The following is a 17,016-nucleotide window of genomic DNA, read 5'->3' as shown; positions in this document are numbered from 1 at the left end:
AACCGCCTGGGCACCAGTCCCTCGAAGTCAGCACTCGTCCTGCTCCTGCGGAAGTGCTGGTCGCGCAAGACCCCACCAGGGATCCCCGCCAGGGCTCGATCGACTTCGCCCGCAAGCGCTTGGCCGCACTACCGTCGGCGCATGTCATTCGACCTCGCGGTTTTGCTACGGCGATTGGCAGCGGCGGACGCCGGGCAACGCGCGCGGGCCGCCGACGAGGTCACCGACGGCCTGACGGGTAGCCGATCCGATTACACCGACGCCGAGGCAGGCGCGCTGATGCGTGCGCTCGCTCGCGCGCGGCTGGATGAGTCGGACCCGACAGCGAGCGAGGCTCAGCTCAACGCTCTGAGTGAGTTGGCCGTCTGGCACGCGCTCCCACTCGACGTCGTGGAGCAGCTCCGAACACTTGATCCGGCCCGGATCCAAGTTGGCGAGCGCCGGCATCTGGGCGACCTCCTGGACGGCGACTGACCGCAGGTGCCAGAAGAGTGCGGCGATCGACCGAGGGCTCACTCAGAGAGGAAACGGCAACCGTGGACCGGCCGTAAGCGCTCCAGTGTTCGGACTCACGACGATCGCCGACGGGCCGCCCTGGAGTAGCTCTGCCTCGCGTGAATCCCTACGGGATCGATCCTGACCACACGGAGCTCGTCGACGGGGAGACGGGGGGGGAGCGCCAGGCCACCCCGGCTGACCCGACAGCCAACAAGTCGATGTCACTAACGAGCAGGAGGAGTTGCGGATCCAAGACGTGAGCGACCTGCCGAACAGCTTCGTAAGCCACGTCGGCGCCCAGGTCCGGAGCGAGGCAGTCCACGACGTACGCCGTGCCGTCTACGACGACGCACAGGTGCCGCGCCAGAAGGCGTCGCGTACACGCCGGAGACGCCACCTAAGCCGCCCGGCGGAAACATTCCGACCCACTCCGGCCCGGCGAACGGTGCCACCTCGACGATCACAGGCGCACCCCACCGGACTGTGAAGTCCGCGCGGACGCGTCCCTCTCGGTCGAAGGCCAAGGTCGGACACGGCCACACGCCATCTGGCGGGAACTCTGGGTTGACCCGCACCCGGTACTCCGGCGCGAATGCTGATGCTTCGAACTCGACGCCGCTGCCCACCGGGCCATCGTGCCCGAAAGGAGGTGTGCGGCTGCCTCCGCGCCGATCTGACGACGCGGCCGAGGCGCCGGCGAGCTTGCCGTTGAGGCGGTCAGCGACTGCCTGTTCAGCAATCAGCAATGGTGGGCATCCGGAGGGTTCGTCCAAGCGGGGCGGTCGCGGCGAAGGCCGATCCGACAACCGCGTCGACCTGGTCGTCAGTGTCGGCAAGCAGGCCGCCGTAGACGTCGATCGTCGTCTGGATCGACTCGTGCCCAAGCCGCTGCTGAATCTTCGGGAGGGGCGTTCCGCCCGCGATCAGCCAGGCGACGTGAGTGTGGCGGAGGTCGTGGAACCGCGGCCGCTTTATCAGCCCGCGGGACCGGGCCAGCGCCACGGCCCGTTGCCACCGGTACTCGTAGAAGACGTTCTGCCGGAGCGGGTCGCCGTTGGTGTCGGCGAAGACGTACGTGTCGGCCGGACGGTCCAGGTAGGGCCCGAGTAGCTGGACCAGAGCCGGGGCGAGGGAGAGCGTCCGGCGCGACCGCTGAGTCTTCGGTGGCCCGATGAACCAGGCGCCCTGGCCGTCCCGCTTCCAGGCCCGCTTGACGGCCAGCAGTCGGCGGTCGGGGTCGATGTCCCCGACCCGTAGCGCGGAGATCTCGCCCCACCGCAGGCCGGTGTGGGCGGCGAGGGTGATCAGGTCCCGGTCCTCCCGGTACGAGACGCCGCACGACGCGATCTCGGCCTGAGATCGCCGCTCGCCCGGCCCGCCCGGCGGGCGCCAGTCGTACGCCGACGAGGCACACATCGCCTCCGCGACAGCATGAACTCCGCCGGCTCCAGGAAGCAGGCGATCGGCTCACCCTCAGCGTCGAAGGCCGAGACGCCACGCGACTGGCAATCGCGGACGCAGACGGGGATCGGCTCGTCGTCGACGTCGGCAATCGCGGCGAAGGTCTCCGCGAGCCGGGCAACCATGGCCTCGCACCGGGCCATCTGGTAGCTCGGCACCGAAGTCCAGGGCCAGGAGGTAACGCGAGGCGACCTCGGAGAAAGACGCTTCCGCGGAAGCGTCCGGCGCGGGCTCGGCGGAGTAGCCGTAGCCGGGCACCCAGCCAGCCGGCCATCGGTTCCCGGCGTCCTCGACGTCGCACTGGAAGCGCAGCGCCTGCCGCTTCGTCCCGAACGTGTCGGATTGCCACGTTCCGTCCTGCGCCAACGGACTTGGTACGCGACACCCTTGCGCCGCTTGCGCTCGACGAGGCTGGCCATCAGGCGGTCCGCCGGAGCAGAGAATCCACACCAATATGTAGGGGCGCAGGGGCACCCAAATCGGGCGCATGGCGGCCGCCTGTTCCCCGAAATGTTCCCCGACGATCTAGCAACAACAAGCCCCTGACCTGTACGTACAGGTCAGGGGCCGGTTTTCACATGTGCGCGAGGGGGGAGTTGAACCACCCAGTACACAACTCGCTGACCAGCGAGGACGACGTTTGTGCAGGTCAGCGCGATTCTACTCGCTCCGCGCAGGTCCGGGTTGCTCCGTCTTCCGACGTCCCAGTGCTCCCCATGGGGAGCAAGAACGATCTTCAGCCGGGTCCTGCGTAGGCTCGCCGGATGGTGGAGCCGGTCGGACTGGAACGTACCGCTGCGCGCGCTCGCGAGCTTCAAGTTCCGACGCGGCGCCACCCCGACGACATCGACCCCAGGCACGAGATCGCCCGGTCGTGGCACCGGTCGGGGGACGACGAGCGGGCGCTGCAGGTCCTCACGGAACTGGCTGCCGACGGCAGCGTGGACGGCGAGTACGCCCAGGTCTCGGCCGTGGAGATCCTCCTCGGTCTGGGCCGCAAGGAGCAGGCGCACGCGCTGCTCGACGAGGTCCGCGCCGCAGGCCCGCGGTATCTGTGCACCGCGCACCACGCCGGGGAGATGTTCGAGGCTAGGGGAGAGCTGGCCGACGCGTTGGCGTGGTTCGACCTCGGAGCCGAGCGCCTCAACCCGGACGACATGGTCGCCCTGTGGTCCTCCGGCGGTACGGCGTCATGGATGCTCGTGCACGGGCGACGGCGAGTGCGAGCGGCGATGGGGCTTCCCGCCGACGAGCTCGACGCGCTGCTCGACCGCGAGCCAGCCGCCGGCGGCCGCCCGCCGCTGGAAATGCTCGCCAAGAACACCGCACCCGACGGGAGCGTGCGCGTGCTGTTCTGGCCGCGTGGGGAACGGGCGGCCGCCGTCGCACGCTTCGGGGAGACCTTCCTGGTCGACGATCCCCGCCGCGAACGCGAGGAGCACGACCTACTCGAAGCGGAACTGCGGGGCCTGTCGCGGCGCGGGGCGGTGTCGATCTTCCTCATCCAGGCGACGATCACCAGCCTCGACGAGTGGCTGACCCGTACCGGCGCGGACCTGGACAAGCCGGGGACGCGGGCGGACTACTTGCACGAGCGGATGGCCAACGCGACGGCGACGCGCTGGCCACCGCCACGCAACGGACCGTGCTGGTGCGAGTCGACGCTCAAGTACAAGAAGTGCTGCGGCAGGGCCTCAGGGGTCTGATCCTCGCCCGGTCGGGCCGGCCCGCTCGTGCAGCTCCATCGCGGCGAAGCGCAGGAGCGGCCGTACATCTAACGGTCTGAACAGCCTCATTCGGACGGGGCATGCAACGCGGCCAAGGCAGCGGTGACCTCGTGGAGGTGGCGCGCGTTGCACGCGGCCCAGCGCTGCTCGTCTGCGTCGAGGTCGGCGAGGAAGGCGTAGCGGGTCCTGACCGTGGCGATCCACTCATCGATCCGGACCGGGGTCGTGAGGTAGCCGATGTCTTCGGTACGGAAGTCCGTCCTGGTCCGTGGCCTGAGCACGTCCGCGGCGGCGATCGGAGGAGTGCCACGCCCGTCGACTATGACGTCGCGGTAGACCTTGAGCACCCAAAGCCGCCGGGTCAGCCCCTCGTCCAGGCTCCCCGCGGAGGCGAACCATTGCAGGTCGTAGAGATCGCGGGCCAGCGACACCCGGCGGAAGCGGGCCAGCTTCTCCGCGACCGCCTCCTCGACCCGGACCACCGGGGTCGGCGCCAGCGTGAAGTCGTAGCGGTCATGGATGGCCAACCGCACCGGGGACACAAGCTGCGGAGCGAGGCTGAGCGGGTGCCGTGCGAGCTCGACCTTGGCGCCGAGCCGGGGACGGCCGAAGGGCGTGTCGACGCGCAGGTCCCCGCGTCGCCCGTCCTCGCCCAGGTTGTCGATCGCGAACGCGAACCCGTCGATCTCGACGCCGTCGAGGGCCTCCAGAGCGGCGAGCGCGAGTTCCTCGTCGGCCGCAGCGAAGTCGAGGTCGGTGGAGAACCTGCCAGCGTTACCCGCCCGAAACTTCCGCAGCGCAGTGCCGCCCTTGAAGACCAGACCTCGCTCGAACAGGCCGGCGCGGTGGAGCAAGTGCAGTGCATGGTCCTGGGCGATGTCCAGCAGCGCGGCGTCGCGGCCGCCTTTAACGCCCTGGTAGTGGCGGACCAGGTGACCCTCGGTGACGCGGGTCATGCGCCGGTCCCGACGGCGAGGTAGGGGTGCAGCGCCGTGTCGTTGACCTGCGCCTCAGAGTCGAACACGCCGGCACCGGCCACCCGAGGGCCGAACCAGACCGCGGACGTCGCCGGGTAGGCGGTGAGGATCGATGAACGGCCTTCGGCGTTGCCTCCCGCACCGAGGAGGTACGCCGCACGTTGCCGGGTCGCGGAACGAGCTCCTGCGAGCAGGCTGATCACGATGTCGGCGTTGACGCGGCCGGCCGCCTCAGGCAGCCACTGCCCGAGTCCCGGCAGGTCTTGATAGGACGAGGGGCGGGTGGCGATGCCGACGATCAGTGCTTCGAGTGTCCAGGTGGGCAGGGAGTCCAGCACCGTACAGCCGGCCACGGGCATGGCGAGTCGAATGAACCGCCACTGGCCCTCCAGCGCCTTGGGTAGAGCACCGGCGGCGTCGAGAGCGACGACCTCGCGCTCGGGGATCCGCTGAGCCAACCCGAGCACCGACGCCGCCGACTCCATCGCCAAGGTCCCGCTCCAACCCGGGTTCACCGCATGCTGGGCGCGGAACTCGATGAACCGGTCCCCCGAACCAAACGCCCCACCTCGCGCCCCGGGCAGGAACTCCCAGACTTCCCGGGTGCGCAGCGGACCGAGCCACCCGCCCTGCTGAAGGTCGTAGGCCATCCGACGGACCGCGGCCTCGTCGGGCTGTTGGCCGTCTTGGCGGAGCAGGGCGGCAAGGCGGTCGAAGGTCACGAGCAGGGCGCCATCGAGTTCGAGTTGCTCGACGACCTCCGCTGCGGACCGTCTGATCGTCCGCGCCACTGTCATTCAACCCCTTAGTTGAGCTGATGCTAGCAAACTAAGGGTCTGAATGACAGTACCTACTGGCCACTCACGTCGAGAAGGTGGCTATCGACAACGTGGGGTTGTCAACGCGAGGAGGTGTCCGAAGACCTCGTTGGCCAGGTCGAGCGCGGTGATGAGATCCAGGACCGGACCGCGGACATCGGGGTGGGCGTCCAGCCAGCCCTGTGCTGTCACATCCGAGGCGAAGAAGCTGACGCTCGCGCAGCAGGTGTCGGCAGCGATGCAGGTCTCGCCGTGCGCCCTCGCGCCGACCAGGACTGCGGACGCGGGCGGGTGGTGGTCGCGCAGCCGGCCGGCCGCGTCCAGGTCGACCCTGACCGGCTCGCCGGTGCTCGGGTCAGCGGCGTGCACGGACGTCGCGCGGCCGAGCATGCGGGCGATCCCGAGCGCGTCGATGGCGCACATGGCGTGCACGCTCGGCCCGCCATCGAGGTGCACCAGGTAGGCCGTTGGTGTGGCCGAGAGGGATAGGCCACGACGATCCGCCCGGCGTCGTCGAGCCGCAGGAAGTCCTCGGCGTGCAGACGCGCCAGGGCGGCCTCGACGTCGACACCGGCCACGGCGAGCGCCGCCGGCGCCGGTGCCCGTCCGGTCGTCGCGAAGGCGCGGAGCATGGCGGACTGGGTCGCCCGCAGCCCGCCCTCGGCAGGTGCGAGCCTGCCCCGGCCGGCGCGGGTCAGCGACGGCGGGAGCCCCGCCGGTGCGCTCACGGCGTGCCCGGACACCCGGGCGCGGCTTCGATCCGCGTGCAGGCGTCCAGCGCCGCGCCGTGGTCGGCGGCCAGCGAGTGCGCCGCGGCGATCAAGGTCGCGACCCGCGGGTCCGCGGCCCGGTAGTAGCTGAACCGGCCCTGGCGGCGGGCCGTGACATAGCCGCAGTCGGCCAGACAGGCCAGGTGGGTCGACACGCGGCTCTGGGCCAGGCCCACGTGCGCCACGCACTCGGTGACGGTGTGCTCGGCGTCGAGCAGGAACTCCAGCAGCCGCAGCCGGGTCGGATCGCCGAGTGCCCGGAAGAACTTCGCCGTGACCTCGACCGCGACGTCCCCGCCCGCTGTCGTCGCCGCCGCAGCTGGCTGCCGCATCCCGGTCCGCCTCTCTCTCGACGTATCTGTCCTGCCGGATACGATACGTATCTGCCTTTGCGGATGCGTGCGTTGCTGACAGGAGTCTCGATGGACGAATGCTGCACCAGCGACCTGGTCGTCATCGGTTCCGGCGGGGCGGCGATGGCTGCGGCGATAGCTGCGCGAGAGGCCGGCAGGAGCGTGACGCTGGTCGAGGCCGGGACGCTCGGCGGGACCTGCGTCAACGTCGGATGCGTCCCGTCCAAGACCCTGCTCGCCGCCGCCGGCGTCCGGCACTCCGCGCTGGCAAACCCGTTCCCCGGCGCGCCCACCCACGCCGGCCCCGTCGACCTCGCAGCTCTCGTCGAGCAGAAGGACGAGCTGGTCGCCCGGCTCCGCCAGGCCAAGTACGCCGACGTTGCCGAGGCCTACGGCGTGCCGGTCCGCTCCGGCGTCGCCCGGTTCATCGGCCCCGACCGGCTCACCGTCGACCGGCAGGTCCTGCCCGCGAAGGCGTACCTGATCGCCACCGGCGCCGCGCCGGCCACACCCGACCTTCCCGGCCTGCACCAGGTGGACTGGCTCACCTCCACCACCGCGATGGAGCTGGCCGAGCTGCCCGAGAGCCTCATTGTGATCGGCGGCGGGTATGTCGGGCTCGAACAGGCGCAGCTGTTCGCCCACCTCGGGAGCAAGGTCACCCTCGTCGGACGGATCGCGCCCACCGCCGAGCCGGAGCTGGCCGCCGTGTTGCGCCAGGTGTTCACCGACGACGGCATCAGCGTCATCGAGGAACACGCCATCTCCGTCGAGCCCGGCAAGCCCCTGACGGTCCTGACACGCTCAGGGCGCCGGGCGAGCGGCGAGCGTCTCCTCGTGGCCACCGGCCGCCGCGCCCGCACCGCGGCCCTCGACCTCGACGCTGCCGCCGTCAAGACCGACGCCGCCGGCTTCATCGAGGTCGACGCCCACCAGCGCACCTCCAACCCCCTCGTGTACGCCGCCGGCGACGTCACCGGTGGCCCGCAGTACGTCTACGTCGCCGCCGCGGCCGGACGCGCCGCCGCGCTCAACGCCGTCGGCGCCGGCGCCCAGCCCGTCAGCGTCGACTACACCGGCCTGCCCGGGGTGATCTTCACCCGGCCCCAGCTCGCCCACGCCGGACTGACCGAGGCCGCCGCCCGCGCCGCCGGCCACGACGTCATCGCCCGCACCCTCGACCTCGCCGACCTGCCGCGCGCCCTAGCCAACCGCGACACCCGCGGAGTCGTGAAGCTCGTCGCCGACGCCGCCACCCGCCGGCTCCTCGGCGCGCACGCCGCCGCCGAGACCGCGGGCGACCTCATGCTCGCCGCCACCTACGCCATCAAAGCCGGGATGACCGTCGAGCAGATCGCCGAGACCTGGGCGCCCTACCTCACCGCGGCCGAAGGCCTGCGCCTGGCCGCGGGCCTGTTCAGCGACAGCGACAAACCGCGATCCTGTTGCGCATGATCGCGAGGACCGACCGGTGACTGACACCGCGGCCGACCCGGCCGCCCCCCTGGCGTGCTGGTGCTGCGGCGCCGAGAAACCCGAAAGCCACCTGCTGCGCCTGGGTGCCCGGCCCGAGGCCGCGGTCTGCGGCGAATGCGCGATCCACCTCCGGCAACGGGCCCGAGCCCTCGGCAACCGGCGGGCAGTCGCCCGCCACCTGCACAACGCGGCCAACCGCTTCCGCGAGGCCGTCATCTCCGCCGGCCTGCACAACCGTCCCGGAATCGGCCCCGCGCTGCGGTGGATCAACCGCCGGTCCCCGTTCTAGCGACCCAAGCAGAGACCCACAGCGCGCCAGCCTCCGGTGGTGGCGCTGACACCGCTGCCGTCAACCAACGACAGCCGGCTGTCGCTGGCCACTGACAACAGCTGTCGTTCCGAGTGACAAACCCATGTCGTTCGACCGTCCCCCTGAACCTCGGTCCGTGTCGAGAGTCTCGTCACCAGGATCCCGATCCCTCACAGTGCCATCCCGCGCCGACATCGCGGAGATCCGTGGCCAAGATCCCGAAGCGCACTCGACGGCACGGAGTGCGACGGTTCGCTCTCGGCGGCTCAGCGGCCCCCGCCGATCCTTCACGAATCAACCGCGGCGGGCGAGCAGCTCAACCAGGTGTCGGGAGCACCGACGGCGGGAGCCAGGTCGAATTGGCTCACGGGCGCTGTGCTCGTCATCGCGGGGCCTGCCTCGCCAGCTGCGACGGGAGGGCGGTCGCGAGCAGAGTTGCCGACTTGCTTGCCACCGGGACGAACCTGCAGGTCACGCGATTGCCAGTCCGCTTGCCGGCAGCGAAATCTCCCCCCGGCGCCGACGCCGGCAAGCACTACGGCAATCGCCCGCGGCGAACCTGAGACCGGGCCCGGCTCCGGGTCTGAGGTCACGAGAGAGGTCGCACCATGACGATCCAGGAGATCGACCCGCATGACCCGGCGGTATCCGCGGCCGAACTTGCGAGTCACCTCGACCGGCTCGTCCGCACGTTGAACTACGCGACCCGGCCGGGTGACTCGCGCCTCGGCGGCGTGCCCGATGCGTACTGCGTCCTCGGAGCGCTGCGCGAGGCGATGTCCAAGTTGCCGCAGGCCTGCCACCAGCTCGCCGCGGCGATCCAGCACAGCCACTCTTCGGGCGAGCTGCGGGCCGTACCGGGCTTCCCGCACGCGGGTGACCCAGGCCAGGCGGTGTGGGTTGCCGCCACAGCGCTCGGCGAGGCAGCGGAGACCTGCGCCGCCGCCGGCGCGGCCTTCGGCCACGCCCAGTCCGCCGTGAGCGGCATCGCCCACGAACGCCCGGACCGCACCCGGACAACGCGCTACCGGACTCGGCCCGCTCCGTCCGGGTCGGCTCAGCGGACGCCGGGCCGAGGGATCGAACGATGACGCGCCTCTACTCGATCACCGAAGCCGCGGAGTTGCTCAACGTGCCTCGGACCTGGCTTCGGGACAAGGTGACGGCTCGGGAGGTCCCTCACACTCGGCTCGGCCGCCACGTCCGCTTCACCGACGCGCACCTCGCCGACATCGTCGCCGCTGGTGAACGTCGAACCGGGCCGGTCGGGCCACCTATCCCCTCGCAGACCGGACGCCTCCGGCGCCGCGCGGTGAGCTAACCACCGCGCGGCACCGAGTCACGAACCGGTCGGTTGCTCCGTACTCCTAGCTACCCGGCCACCGCGAGCACCGCGTTGAAGGCGGCGTCGATGACGGCATCGACCTGGTCGTCGGTGTCGGCGAGGAGGCCGCCGTAGACGTCGATCGTGGTCTGAATCGACTCGTGCCCCAGCCGCTGTTGGATCTTCGGCAAAGGAGTGCCTCCGGCGATCAGCCATGCGACGTGCGTATGGCGGAGGTCATGGAAGCGCGGCGACTTGTCCAGCCCTCGGGTCCGTGCCAGGGCGACGGCACGCTGCCACCGGTGCTCGTAGAAGCTGTTCTGGCGGATCGGCTCGCCGTTGCCGTTGCGGAAGATGTACTCCCGCGCGCTGCGGCCATCCAGGTGGGGCCGAAGCAGCTCGACCAGCGACGAGCTGATCGAGATGGTGCGCCGGGACCGGGCGGTCTTGGGCGGGCCGATCACCCAGTTCAGCTCCCCGTCCCGCTTCCAGGCCCGCTTGACGGACAGGCGTCGGGCGTCCAGGTCGACGTCCCCGACCCGCAGCGCCGAGATCTCGCCCCACCTCAGTCCGGTGTGGACGACCAGAGTGATCAGGTCGCGGTCCTCCCGGAAGGCGACCCCGCAGCGCACGACCTGCGAGGGAGCACGGCGCTCGCCGGGCCCGCCGGGCGGGCGCCAGTCGTAGGCCGACGAGGCACACATCGCCTCGGCGATCAACGCGAACTCGGCCGGCTCCAGGAAGCAGGCGATCGGTTCGCCCTCGGCGTCGTAGGCGGACAGCTTGGGCAGCCGGGTGTCCGCGCACGGGTTCGCGCCGAGCATGCCCTTGCGCACGCCGTAGGCGCAGATCGCGAAAAGCAGGCCGTGGTAATTCGCGATGGTCTTCGCAGCGGAACCGGTGTCGAGCATGTCCCGGACCCAGGTCGCGACCGCCTGATCGTCGATGTCCTCGACCACCGTGAAGTGCTCGCCGAGCCGGCGGACCATCCCGCGGTAGCGGGTCATCTGGTAGCTCGACACCGACGTGCGGGTGTTCAGGTACTGCTCCGCCAGCGCGGCGAACGCGGTCTCGACACCGGGCTCCGCCGCCGCGGATGTCGCCGCGTAGCCGTAGCCGGGCACCCAGCCCTCCGGCCATTGGTTGCCCGCGTCCTCGACGTCGCACTTGAACCGCAGCGCCTTGCGCTTGGTGTCGAAGATGTCCGACTGCCAGGCGCCGTCCTGACGCCATCGCACCTGGTAGGCGACCCCACCCCGCCGGTTCCGCTCGACCAGGAAGGCCATCAGCGGCTCACCCCCCGCAGCTCCGCGTGCCTCTCTGTGCGCGCGAGCGACACGCAGACCGGCTTCGCGGTCCGAAATGGGCGGATTTCGACCGGGGACGGCACCGTGGCGAGTGCTCCCCAAACTGCTCCCCAAAGATCTTGCATGACAAAGCCCCTGACCTATTGGTGCAGGTCAGGGGCCGTGTTCGTACGGTGCGCGAGGGGGGAGTTGAACCCCCACGCCCTTGCGGGCACTGGAACCTGAATCCAGCGCGTCTGCCTATTCCGCCACCCGCGCGTGCAGCGGTGGACAGGCTAACACCTGCCACACACTGTCTGAGCAGGTGATGTCGCAGTCCGGGGTTCCCGCACGGATAGCATCGGTCCTGCACAGTCGCCGATCCGACCTCCCGGACCGGGGTGGCCGGGACACCGCACTCCCGGCCGCGCGTCACCTGACCGGGGGAGTCTCCGCCAGGAGGTGGATGTGGGAGTTCTCCAGCGCTTCGAGCGACGCCTCGAAGGACTGGTGAGCGGGGCCTTCGCCAAGGCGTTCAAGGCCGACGTCCAGCCCGTGGAGATCGCCAGCGCTCTGCAGCGCGAGCTGGACGACCGCGCGGCGATCGTCGGGAAGGGCAACACGATCGTCCCCAACCACTTCGTCGTCGAGCTGTCGCGCCACGACTACGACCGGCTCTCCGTCTACGCCAAGACGCTGTCGGAGGAGCTCGCCGAGGTCGTCCGCGACCACTCGGCCGAGCAGCGCTACCAGCTGCGCGGCGACGTCCAGGTGATCTTCGAGGAGGACCTGGACCTCGACATCGGGGTCCACCGGGTCCGTAGCTCCGTCGTGGCGAGTGTGAAGTCGGTCAACCCGCCGCCGGCGCCGGCTCCCGCCCCGCGACGGGCGGCCCAGCCGCCGGCGGCCCGGCCCGCGCCGTCCCACGCGGCGGCGAAGACGGAGAAGATCGCGCTCGCCCGCGCCGTGGTCCCGTACCTGGAGGTCAACGGCGAGAAGCACCCGCTGGTCCGGCCGGTCACGGTCCTCGGCCGCGGGACGCAGGTCGACCTGCGCATCGACGACGCCGGGGTGTCGCGTCGGCACGCCGAGATCCAGCTCGGGGACGCCCCGATGCTCGTCGACCTCGGGTCCACCAACGGCACGACGCTCGACGGCGCGCCGGTCGGCCGCGCCGAGCTGACCGACGGCGCGCGGATCGGCATGGGCGACACCGTGCTGGTGTTCCGATTGCCGGCCGGGTAAGCCGCCTCCCATGTCCGAACTCACCATCACCGTCATCCGGCTGGGGTTCCTGGCCGTGCTCTGGCTGTTCGTCCTCACCGCCATCTCGGTGATGCGCTCGGACCTGTTCGGGCCCCGCACCGCGAGCGTGCGGCCGGCGCCGGTCCCGGCACCCCGCCCGGCCAAGCCGGTGAAGATCAAACCCAACCGGCGGAACACGCCGTCGAAGCTGGTTGTGACGGCCGGGTCGCTCACCGGGACGACCGTCGCGTTGACGGAGGCGCAGGTGACGTTGGGCCGGGCTCCGGACTCCACGATCGTGCTCGACGACGACTACGCCTCGAACCGGCACGCCCGGCTCTACCCGAGCAACGGCGAGTGGCTGGTCGAGGACCTCGGCTCGACGAACGGGACCTACCTCGACCGTGACCGGGTGACCCAGCCGACGCCGGTCGCCCTCGGCGTGCCGATCCGCATCGGCAAGACCGCGTTCGAGCTGCGCAAATGACCTTCTCCCTGCGCTACGTGGCGCGCTCCGACGTCGGCCTGATCCGTGAGGGCAACGAGGACTCCGGCTACGCCGGGCCGTCGCTGCTCGCCGTCGCGGACGGCATGGGCGGCCACGCCGCCGGCGAGGTGGCCAGCTCGGTCGCGCTCGCGACGCTGGCCACGCTCGAGGACGACGTCCCCAGCACCGAGCTGCTCGACGCCCTCGCCACCGCGGTCAACCAGGCCAACGACGCCATCAACGAGATGGCCGAGCGGCACCCCCAGCTCGACGGCATGGGCACGACGCTCACCGCAATGCTCTGGTCCGGCCGCCGGGTCGGCCTCGTGCACATCGGCGACTCCCGCGCCTATCTGCTGCGCGACGGCGTCCTGCAGCAGATCACCCACGACCACACCTTCGTCCAGCAGCTTCAGGACGAGGGCCGCATCACCGCCGCCGAGGCGGCGGTCCACCCGCAGCGCTCGCTCCTGCTGCGGGCGCTCGACGGCCGCAGCAACCCCGAGCCCGACCTGTCGGTGCGCGAGGTTCACCTCGGCGACCGCTACCTGCTCTGCAGCGACGGGCTCTCCGGCGTCGTGGCGGACTCGGAGATGCAGGTCGCCCTCACCGGCACCACGCTGGAGGAGGCGGCCGAGACCCTGGTCCAGCTGGCCCTGCAGGGCGGCGGGCCGGACAACATCACCTGCATCGTCGCCGATGTCGTCGAGGTGGAGGCCGGGTCCTCCGACCTCCCCGTCGTCGTCGGCGCCGCGGCCGGGCGCCACCGGCCGGAGTCAGGCTCCACGTCGGAAATCGACCTCTCCGCGTTGCCGGACCTGGAGAAAGCGAGCGGCCGCGGCCGGTGGTTCGGGACCCTCTGGGTCCGGTTTCTGATCGTCGGCGTCGTGCTCGCCGTGATCGCCGGCGGCTGGGGCGGCTACGCGTGGTCCCAGAAGCAGTACTACGTCGGCGCGGACGCGGACCGCGTGGCCATCTACAAGGGCCTGTCCCAGCAGATCCTCGGCATCTCGCTGTCGAGCCCGTACGAGCGCCAGGACATCGAGCTGCGTGACCTACCGCCGTACGACCGGGCGGAGGTCGAGGACACGATCTTCGCGGACAACCTCGACGAGGCCCGCAAGGTCGTCGACAACCTGCGCGCCGCCGCGACGGCCTGCCGCACCGCGCGCGCCGAGGCCGAGGCCGAGGCCGCCGCGACCCCCACCCCGAGCCCGGACGACGAGACCGACGAGGAGAGCGAGGCGAGCCCGTCGCCGAGCCCGTCCGCGACGCCGGAGCCCTCGCCGGAGGAGTCCGCGTCGCCCGACCCGTCCGCGGAGGCGACCCAGTCGGCGAGCCCCGGCGCGACCACCCCGCCCGAGATCGGTCAGCCGGTGTCGGACGCCTGCGGTGAGCCGCTGCCCGAGAGGGTGCCGACGGAATGAGCGCCTCGGCACCAGCCGCGTCCCAGGTCCACAGCCGACGGACCACCGAGCTGTTCCTGCTGGCCTTCGCGTGGGGCATCTCCGTCGCGGCGTACGCCAACGCCGGCTACGGCGTCACCGACGAGTGGCCGCCCGGCCTCGCCGGTTATGCCACGACGCTCGGCGCCTACTGCCTGATCGCGCACCTGGCGGTGCGTCAGTTCGCGCGGTACGCCGACCCGATCGTCCTCCCGGCGGTCATGCTCCTGCAGGGCCTCGGGCTCGCGCTGATCTACCGGCTCGACCTGGACGAGAAGAACCCGACCGAGCGTTCCTTCGGCCCGCTCGCCCCCCGCGGCGACTCGGGCATCCAGCTGATCTGGGCGGCGATCGGCATCGCACTGTTCGTCGCGGTGCTCGTGGCGATCCGCGACCACCGGGTGCTGCAGCGGTACACCTACACCGCGGGCGCGGCCGGCCTTGCCCTGCTCGCGCTGCCCGCGCTGCTGCCCGCGCAGTACTCGCAGGTCAACGGCGCCCGGATCTGGGTCCGCTTCTCCGGCTTCTCCATCCAGCCCGGTGAGTTCGCAAAGCTGCTGTTGATCGTGTTCTTCGCCGGCTACCTGGTCGTGAAACGGGACGTGCTGGCGCTCGCCAGCCGCCGGGTGATGGGGATCGACCTGCCCCGCGGCCGCGACCTCGGCCCGATCATCGTGGCCTGGGCCGCGAGCCTGATGATCCTCATCGCCGAGCGCGACCTCGGCAGCTCGCTGCTGTTCTTCGGCGTCTTCGTCGTCCTGCTCTACGTCGCGACCGAGCGCACGTCGTGGCTGCTGTTCGGCGTCGTCATGTTCGTGTCCGGGGCGTACTTCGCCTACGCGAACTTCGGGCACGTGCACCGCCGCGTGGAGATCTGGCTGCACCCGTTCGACCCGGACTACGTCTCGGACGCCTCCTACCAGCTGGTGCAGTCGCTGTTCGGCTTCTCCACCGGCGGGATCCTCGGCACCGGCCTCGGCCAGGGGCGGCCGAACATCGTCCCCTACGCGAACACCGACTTCATCCTCGCGACGGGCGGCGAGGAGCTAGGGCTCACCGGCCTGATGGCGATCATCGTGCTCTACGGCGTGATCGTGCACCGCGGTCTGCGGACGGCGCTGGCGGCCCGGGACTCGTTCGGCAAGCTGCTCGCCGCCGGTCTCGCCGTGATCGTGGCGCTGCAGGTGTTCGTCGTCGTCGGCGGCGTCACCCGGCTGATCCCGCTCACCGGCCTCACCACCCCGTTCCTGTCCTACGGCGGCTCCTCGCTGGTCGCGAACTGGGCGCTGATCGCGCTGATCCTGCGGGTCAGTGACGCCGCCCGCCGGCCCGCGCCGCCGCCCACCCCGTCGACGGAGGCCGAGACGATGGTGGTCAAACCGTGAACCGACCCCTCCGGCGGGTTGCCGCAGCCTGCGGGCTGCTGATGGTCCTGCTGCTGCTGAACCTGAACTTCATCCAGGTCATCAAGGCGGACGAGTACCGCAACGACCCGAAGAACGCGCGGGTGCTGCTCGAGCAGTACGACCGGCAGCGCGGGGCGATCCTGGTCGCCAACGACCCGATCGCGTTCTCCCGCGAGACCGGCGACAAGCTCAAGTACCTGCGCATCTACGCCGACGGCAAGATCTACGCCTTCGCGACCGGCTACTACTCGCACATTTTCGGCCGGTCGGGCATCGAGCGTTCCGAGGACAGCGTGCTCTCGGGCAACGACGACCGGCTGTTCGTCCGGCGGATCGTGGACCTGCTGACGCGGGAGTCCATCCAGGGCGGTTCGGTGAAGCTGACGCTGAACGCCGACGCCCAGAAGGCCGCGTACCGCGGGCTCGACGGGCGCCGCGGCGCGGTCGTCGCGCTCGAGCCGGCGACCGGCCGGATCCTCGCGATGGTCTCGAGCCCGTCGTTCGACCCGAACGACCTCGCCGACCACAACGGCTCGAAGGTGACCAGCGCCTGGCAGCGCTACAACTCCGACGACCAGTCGCCGCTGCTGAACCGGGCGTTCAACCAGACGTATCCGCCGGGGTCGACGTTCAAGCTCGTCACCGCCGCGGCGGCGCTGTCCTCCGGCCGGTACACCCCCAACGGTGAGGTGCCCGGCCCGGCGCGGCTGGACCTGCCGCTGACCAACGTCGACCTGCCGAACTACTTCTCCGGCACCTGCACGCCGGGCAGCCAGACGACGACGATCAAGCGCGCGCTGGAGAAGTCCTGCAACACGACGTTCGGCGCCATCGGCATGGACCTCGGCGACGACGTCCTGCGCAACCAGGCGGAGGCGTTCGGGTTCGGCGAGCGCTACGAGGTGCCGATCCCGGTGGTCGCGAGCATCTTCCCGAACGACATCAACGAGCCACAGACCGCGCAGTCGGCGATCGGCCAGTTCGACGTCCGCGCCACCCCGCTGCAGATGGCGATGGTGGTGGCCGCGATCGCGAACCAGGGCTCGCTGATGAAGCCCTACCTGGTCGAGGAGGTCCGCGCGCCGGATCTCGACGTGCTCTCCCGCACGGACCCCGAGGAGCTCGGCCGCGCCGTGCGTCCCCAGGTGGCGGCCGACCTCGCGTCGATGATGGTCTCCGTCGTCGAGAACGGGACCGGCGGCAACGCCCGCATCTCCGGCGTCCGCGTCGGCGGGAAGACGGGCACCGCACAGGTCGGCAACGGCCGCAACCCGCACGCCTGGTTCGTCGCGTTCGCGCCGGCCGACAACCCGAAGATCGCGATCGCCGTCGTGCTCGAGAACGGCGGCTCGGAGCGCCAGATCGAGGTCGGCGGCAACCTGCTCGCGGCGCCGATCGCTCGCGCGGTCATGGAGGCGATCCTCGGGCGGTGA

The 17,016-nt window shown here is 70.9% G+C and carries 16 protein-coding genes, 1 tRNA gene and 1 pseudogene; 11 read left to right on the top strand and 7 right to left on the bottom strand.

Annotated elements, in window-relative coordinates:
- Positions 1-141 precede the first annotated feature (141 nt).
- Entirely contained in the window at positions 142-474 is a 333-nt protein-coding gene (locus SPOPO_RS0109170; protein ID WP_019874487.1) for a hypothetical protein, read from the top strand.
- Positions 475-1,230: 756 nt separating this feature from the next.
- Here SPOPO_RS0109170 and SPOPO_RS28610 read toward each other — a convergent pair.
- Positions 1,231-1,914 carry a site-specific integrase gene (locus SPOPO_RS28610; protein ID WP_019874485.1) on the bottom strand — a complete coding sequence of 228 codons (684 nt, stop codon included), beginning with the start codon at positions 1,912-1,914 and terminating at the stop codon, positions 1,231-1,233.
- Between the two features lie 809 nt (positions 1,915-2,723).
- On the opposite strand from SPOPO_RS28610, the gene SPOPO_RS0109150 reads away from it, so the two are divergent.
- Positions 2,724-3,665 (top strand): SEC-C domain-containing protein, encoded by a 942-nt coding sequence (locus SPOPO_RS0109150; protein WP_019874483.1) that lies wholly within the window; start codon positions 2,724-2,726, stop codon positions 3,663-3,665.
- 86 nt (positions 3,666-3,751) lie between these two features.
- Here the strand turns inward: SPOPO_RS0109150 and SPOPO_RS0109145 are convergent, their stop codons facing one another.
- The 4 genes and pseudogenes from SPOPO_RS0109145 to SPOPO_RS0109130 all read right to left on the bottom strand — a co-directional run bounded on the left by SPOPO_RS0109145 (position 3,752) and on the right by SPOPO_RS0109130 (position 6,583).
- Positions 3,752-4,642 (bottom strand): nucleotidyl transferase AbiEii/AbiGii toxin family protein, encoded by an 891-nt coding sequence (locus tag SPOPO_RS0109145; RefSeq protein ID WP_019874482.1) that lies wholly within the window; start codon positions 4,640-4,642, stop codon positions 3,752-3,754.
- Positions 4,639-5,460 carry a type IV toxin-antitoxin system AbiEi family antitoxin gene (locus tag SPOPO_RS0109140; RefSeq protein ID WP_084670951.1) on the bottom strand — a complete coding sequence of 274 codons (822 nt, stop codon included), beginning with the start codon at positions 5,458-5,460 and terminating at the stop codon, positions 4,639-4,641. Before SPOPO_RS0109140 ends, SPOPO_RS0109145 begins: the two co-directional genes overlap by 4 nt.
- 81 nt (positions 5,461-5,541) lie before the next feature.
- A pseudogene (locus SPOPO_RS32585) lies at positions 5,542-5,952 on the bottom strand (alkylmercury lyase family protein); the annotation flags it as partial.
- Between the two features lie 253 nt (positions 5,953-6,205).
- Positions 6,206-6,583: an ArsR/SmtB family transcription factor gene (locus SPOPO_RS0109130; protein WP_019874479.1), complete on the bottom strand. Its 378-nt coding sequence runs from the start codon at positions 6,581-6,583 to the stop codon at positions 6,206-6,208.
- 90 nt (positions 6,584-6,673) lie between these two features.
- Here SPOPO_RS0109130 and merA point away from each other — a divergent pair, with 90 nt between their 5' ends.
- The 4 genes from merA to SPOPO_RS36030 all read left to right on the top strand — a co-directional run bounded on the left by merA (position 6,674) and on the right by SPOPO_RS36030 (position 9,711).
- Positions 6,674-8,059, top strand: a complete 1,386-nt coding sequence (gene merA, locus SPOPO_RS0109125) for a mercury(II) reductase (protein WP_019874478.1) — start codon at positions 6,674-6,676, stop codon at positions 8,057-8,059.
- Between the two features lie 16 nt (positions 8,060-8,075).
- Entirely contained in the window at positions 8,076-8,369 is a 294-nt protein-coding gene (locus tag SPOPO_RS0109120; RefSeq protein WP_019874477.1) for a hypothetical protein, read from the top strand.
- A gap of 629 nt (positions 8,370-8,998) precedes the next feature.
- On the top strand, positions 8,999-9,481 hold the full coding sequence (locus SPOPO_RS0109115; RefSeq protein WP_019874476.1) for a hypothetical protein: 483 nt from the start codon (positions 8,999-9,001) through the stop codon (positions 9,479-9,481).
- Entirely contained in the window at positions 9,478-9,711 is a 234-nt protein-coding gene (locus SPOPO_RS36030) for an excisionase family DNA-binding protein (protein WP_019874475.1), read from the top strand. Before SPOPO_RS0109115 ends, SPOPO_RS36030 begins: the two co-directional genes overlap by 4 nt.
- Before the next feature lie 50 nt (positions 9,712-9,761).
- Here the strand turns inward: SPOPO_RS36030 and SPOPO_RS0109105 are convergent, their stop codons facing one another.
- Positions 9,762-11,000, bottom strand: a complete 1,239-nt coding sequence (locus SPOPO_RS0109105; protein ID WP_019874474.1) for a tyrosine-type recombinase/integrase — start codon at positions 10,998-11,000, stop codon at positions 9,762-9,764.
- 195 nt (positions 11,001-11,195) lie between these two features.
- Positions 11,196-11,279 (bottom strand) — tRNA-Leu (locus SPOPO_RS0109100).
- A gap of 189 nt (positions 11,280-11,468) precedes the next feature.
- Between SPOPO_RS0109100 and SPOPO_RS0109095 the strand changes: the two genes are divergently transcribed.
- The 5 genes from SPOPO_RS0109095 to SPOPO_RS0109075 are packed head-to-tail and all read left to right on the top strand — an operon-like array spanning position 11,469 to position 17,016.
- The gene (locus SPOPO_RS0109095) at positions 11,469-12,245 is read left to right on the top strand and encodes an FHA domain-containing protein (RefSeq protein ID WP_019874473.1); all 777 of its coding nucleotides are present in this window, start codon (positions 11,469-11,471) and stop codon (positions 12,243-12,245) included.
- A 10-nt stretch (positions 12,246-12,255) separates the two neighbouring features.
- Positions 12,256-12,732: an FHA domain-containing protein FhaB/FipA gene (locus SPOPO_RS0109090; protein WP_019874472.1), complete on the top strand. Its 477-nt coding sequence runs from the start codon at positions 12,256-12,258 to the stop codon at positions 12,730-12,732.
- The gene (locus SPOPO_RS0109085) at positions 12,729-14,159 is read left to right on the top strand and encodes a PP2C family protein-serine/threonine phosphatase (RefSeq protein WP_019874471.1); all 1,431 of its coding nucleotides are present in this window, start codon (positions 12,729-12,731) and stop codon (positions 14,157-14,159) included. The genes SPOPO_RS0109090 and SPOPO_RS0109085 overlap by 4 nt, the downstream gene beginning before the upstream one ends.
- Positions 14,156-15,562, top strand: coding sequence for an FtsW/RodA/SpoVE family cell cycle protein (locus tag SPOPO_RS0109080; RefSeq protein WP_019874470.1), 1,407 nt, complete (start codon positions 14,156-14,158; stop codon positions 15,560-15,562). Before SPOPO_RS0109085 ends, SPOPO_RS0109080 begins: the two co-directional genes overlap by 4 nt.
- Entirely contained in the window at positions 15,559-17,016 is a 1,458-nt protein-coding gene (locus SPOPO_RS0109075; RefSeq protein ID WP_019874469.1) for a peptidoglycan D,D-transpeptidase FtsI family protein, read from the top strand. Before SPOPO_RS0109080 ends, SPOPO_RS0109075 begins: the two co-directional genes overlap by 4 nt.

Source organism: Sporichthya polymorpha DSM 43042, assembly GCF_000384115.1.
GTDB classification, from domain to species: Bacteria; Actinomycetota; Actinomycetes; order Sporichthyales; family Sporichthyaceae; genus Sporichthya; species Sporichthya polymorpha.
The sequence above is the reverse complement of the archived record's forward strand: the minus strand, read 5'-3'. Positions and strand labels throughout refer to the sequence as shown.

Coding starts and splice junctions, on each gene's coding strand:
- SPOPO_RS0109150 (WP_019874483.1), top strand. CDS start 2,724: ATGGTGGAGCCGGTCGGACTGGAACGTACCGCTGCGCGCGCTCGCGAG.
- SPOPO_RS0109080 (WP_019874470.1), top strand. CDS start 14,156: ATGAGCGCCTCGGCACCAGCCGCGTCCCAGGTCCACAGCCGACGGACC.
- SPOPO_RS0109170 (WP_019874487.1), top strand. CDS start 142: ATGTCATTCGACCTCGCGGTTTTGCTACGGCGATTGGCAGCGGCGGAC.
- SPOPO_RS0109140 (WP_084670951.1), bottom strand. CDS start 5,460: ATGACAGTGGCGCGGACGATCAGACGGTCCGCAGCGGAGGTCGTCGAG.
- SPOPO_RS0109105 (WP_019874474.1), bottom strand. CDS start 11,000: ATGGCCTTCCTGGTCGAGCGGAACCGGCGGGGTGGGGTCGCCTACCAG.
- SPOPO_RS36030 (WP_019874475.1), top strand. CDS start 9,478: ATGACGCGCCTCTACTCGATCACCGAAGCCGCGGAGTTGCTCAACGTG.
- SPOPO_RS0109145 (WP_019874482.1), bottom strand. CDS start 4,642: ATGACCCGCGTCACCGAGGGTCACCTGGTCCGCCACTACCAGGGCGTT.
- SPOPO_RS0109090 (WP_019874472.1), top strand. CDS start 12,256: ATGTCCGAACTCACCATCACCGTCATCCGGCTGGGGTTCCTGGCCGTG.
- SPOPO_RS0109130 (WP_019874479.1), bottom strand. CDS start 6,583: ATGCGGCAGCCAGCTGCGGCGGCGACGACAGCGGGCGGGGACGTCGCG.
- SPOPO_RS0109085 (WP_019874471.1), top strand. CDS start 12,729: ATGACCTTCTCCCTGCGCTACGTGGCGCGCTCCGACGTCGGCCTGATC.
- SPOPO_RS28610 (WP_019874485.1), bottom strand. CDS start 1,914: ATGTGTGCCTCGTCGGCGTACGACTGGCGCCCGCCGGGCGGGCCGGGC.
- merA (WP_019874478.1), top strand. CDS start 6,674: ATGGACGAATGCTGCACCAGCGACCTGGTCGTCATCGGTTCCGGCGGG.
- SPOPO_RS0109115 (WP_019874476.1), top strand. CDS start 8,999: ATGACGATCCAGGAGATCGACCCGCATGACCCGGCGGTATCCGCGGCC.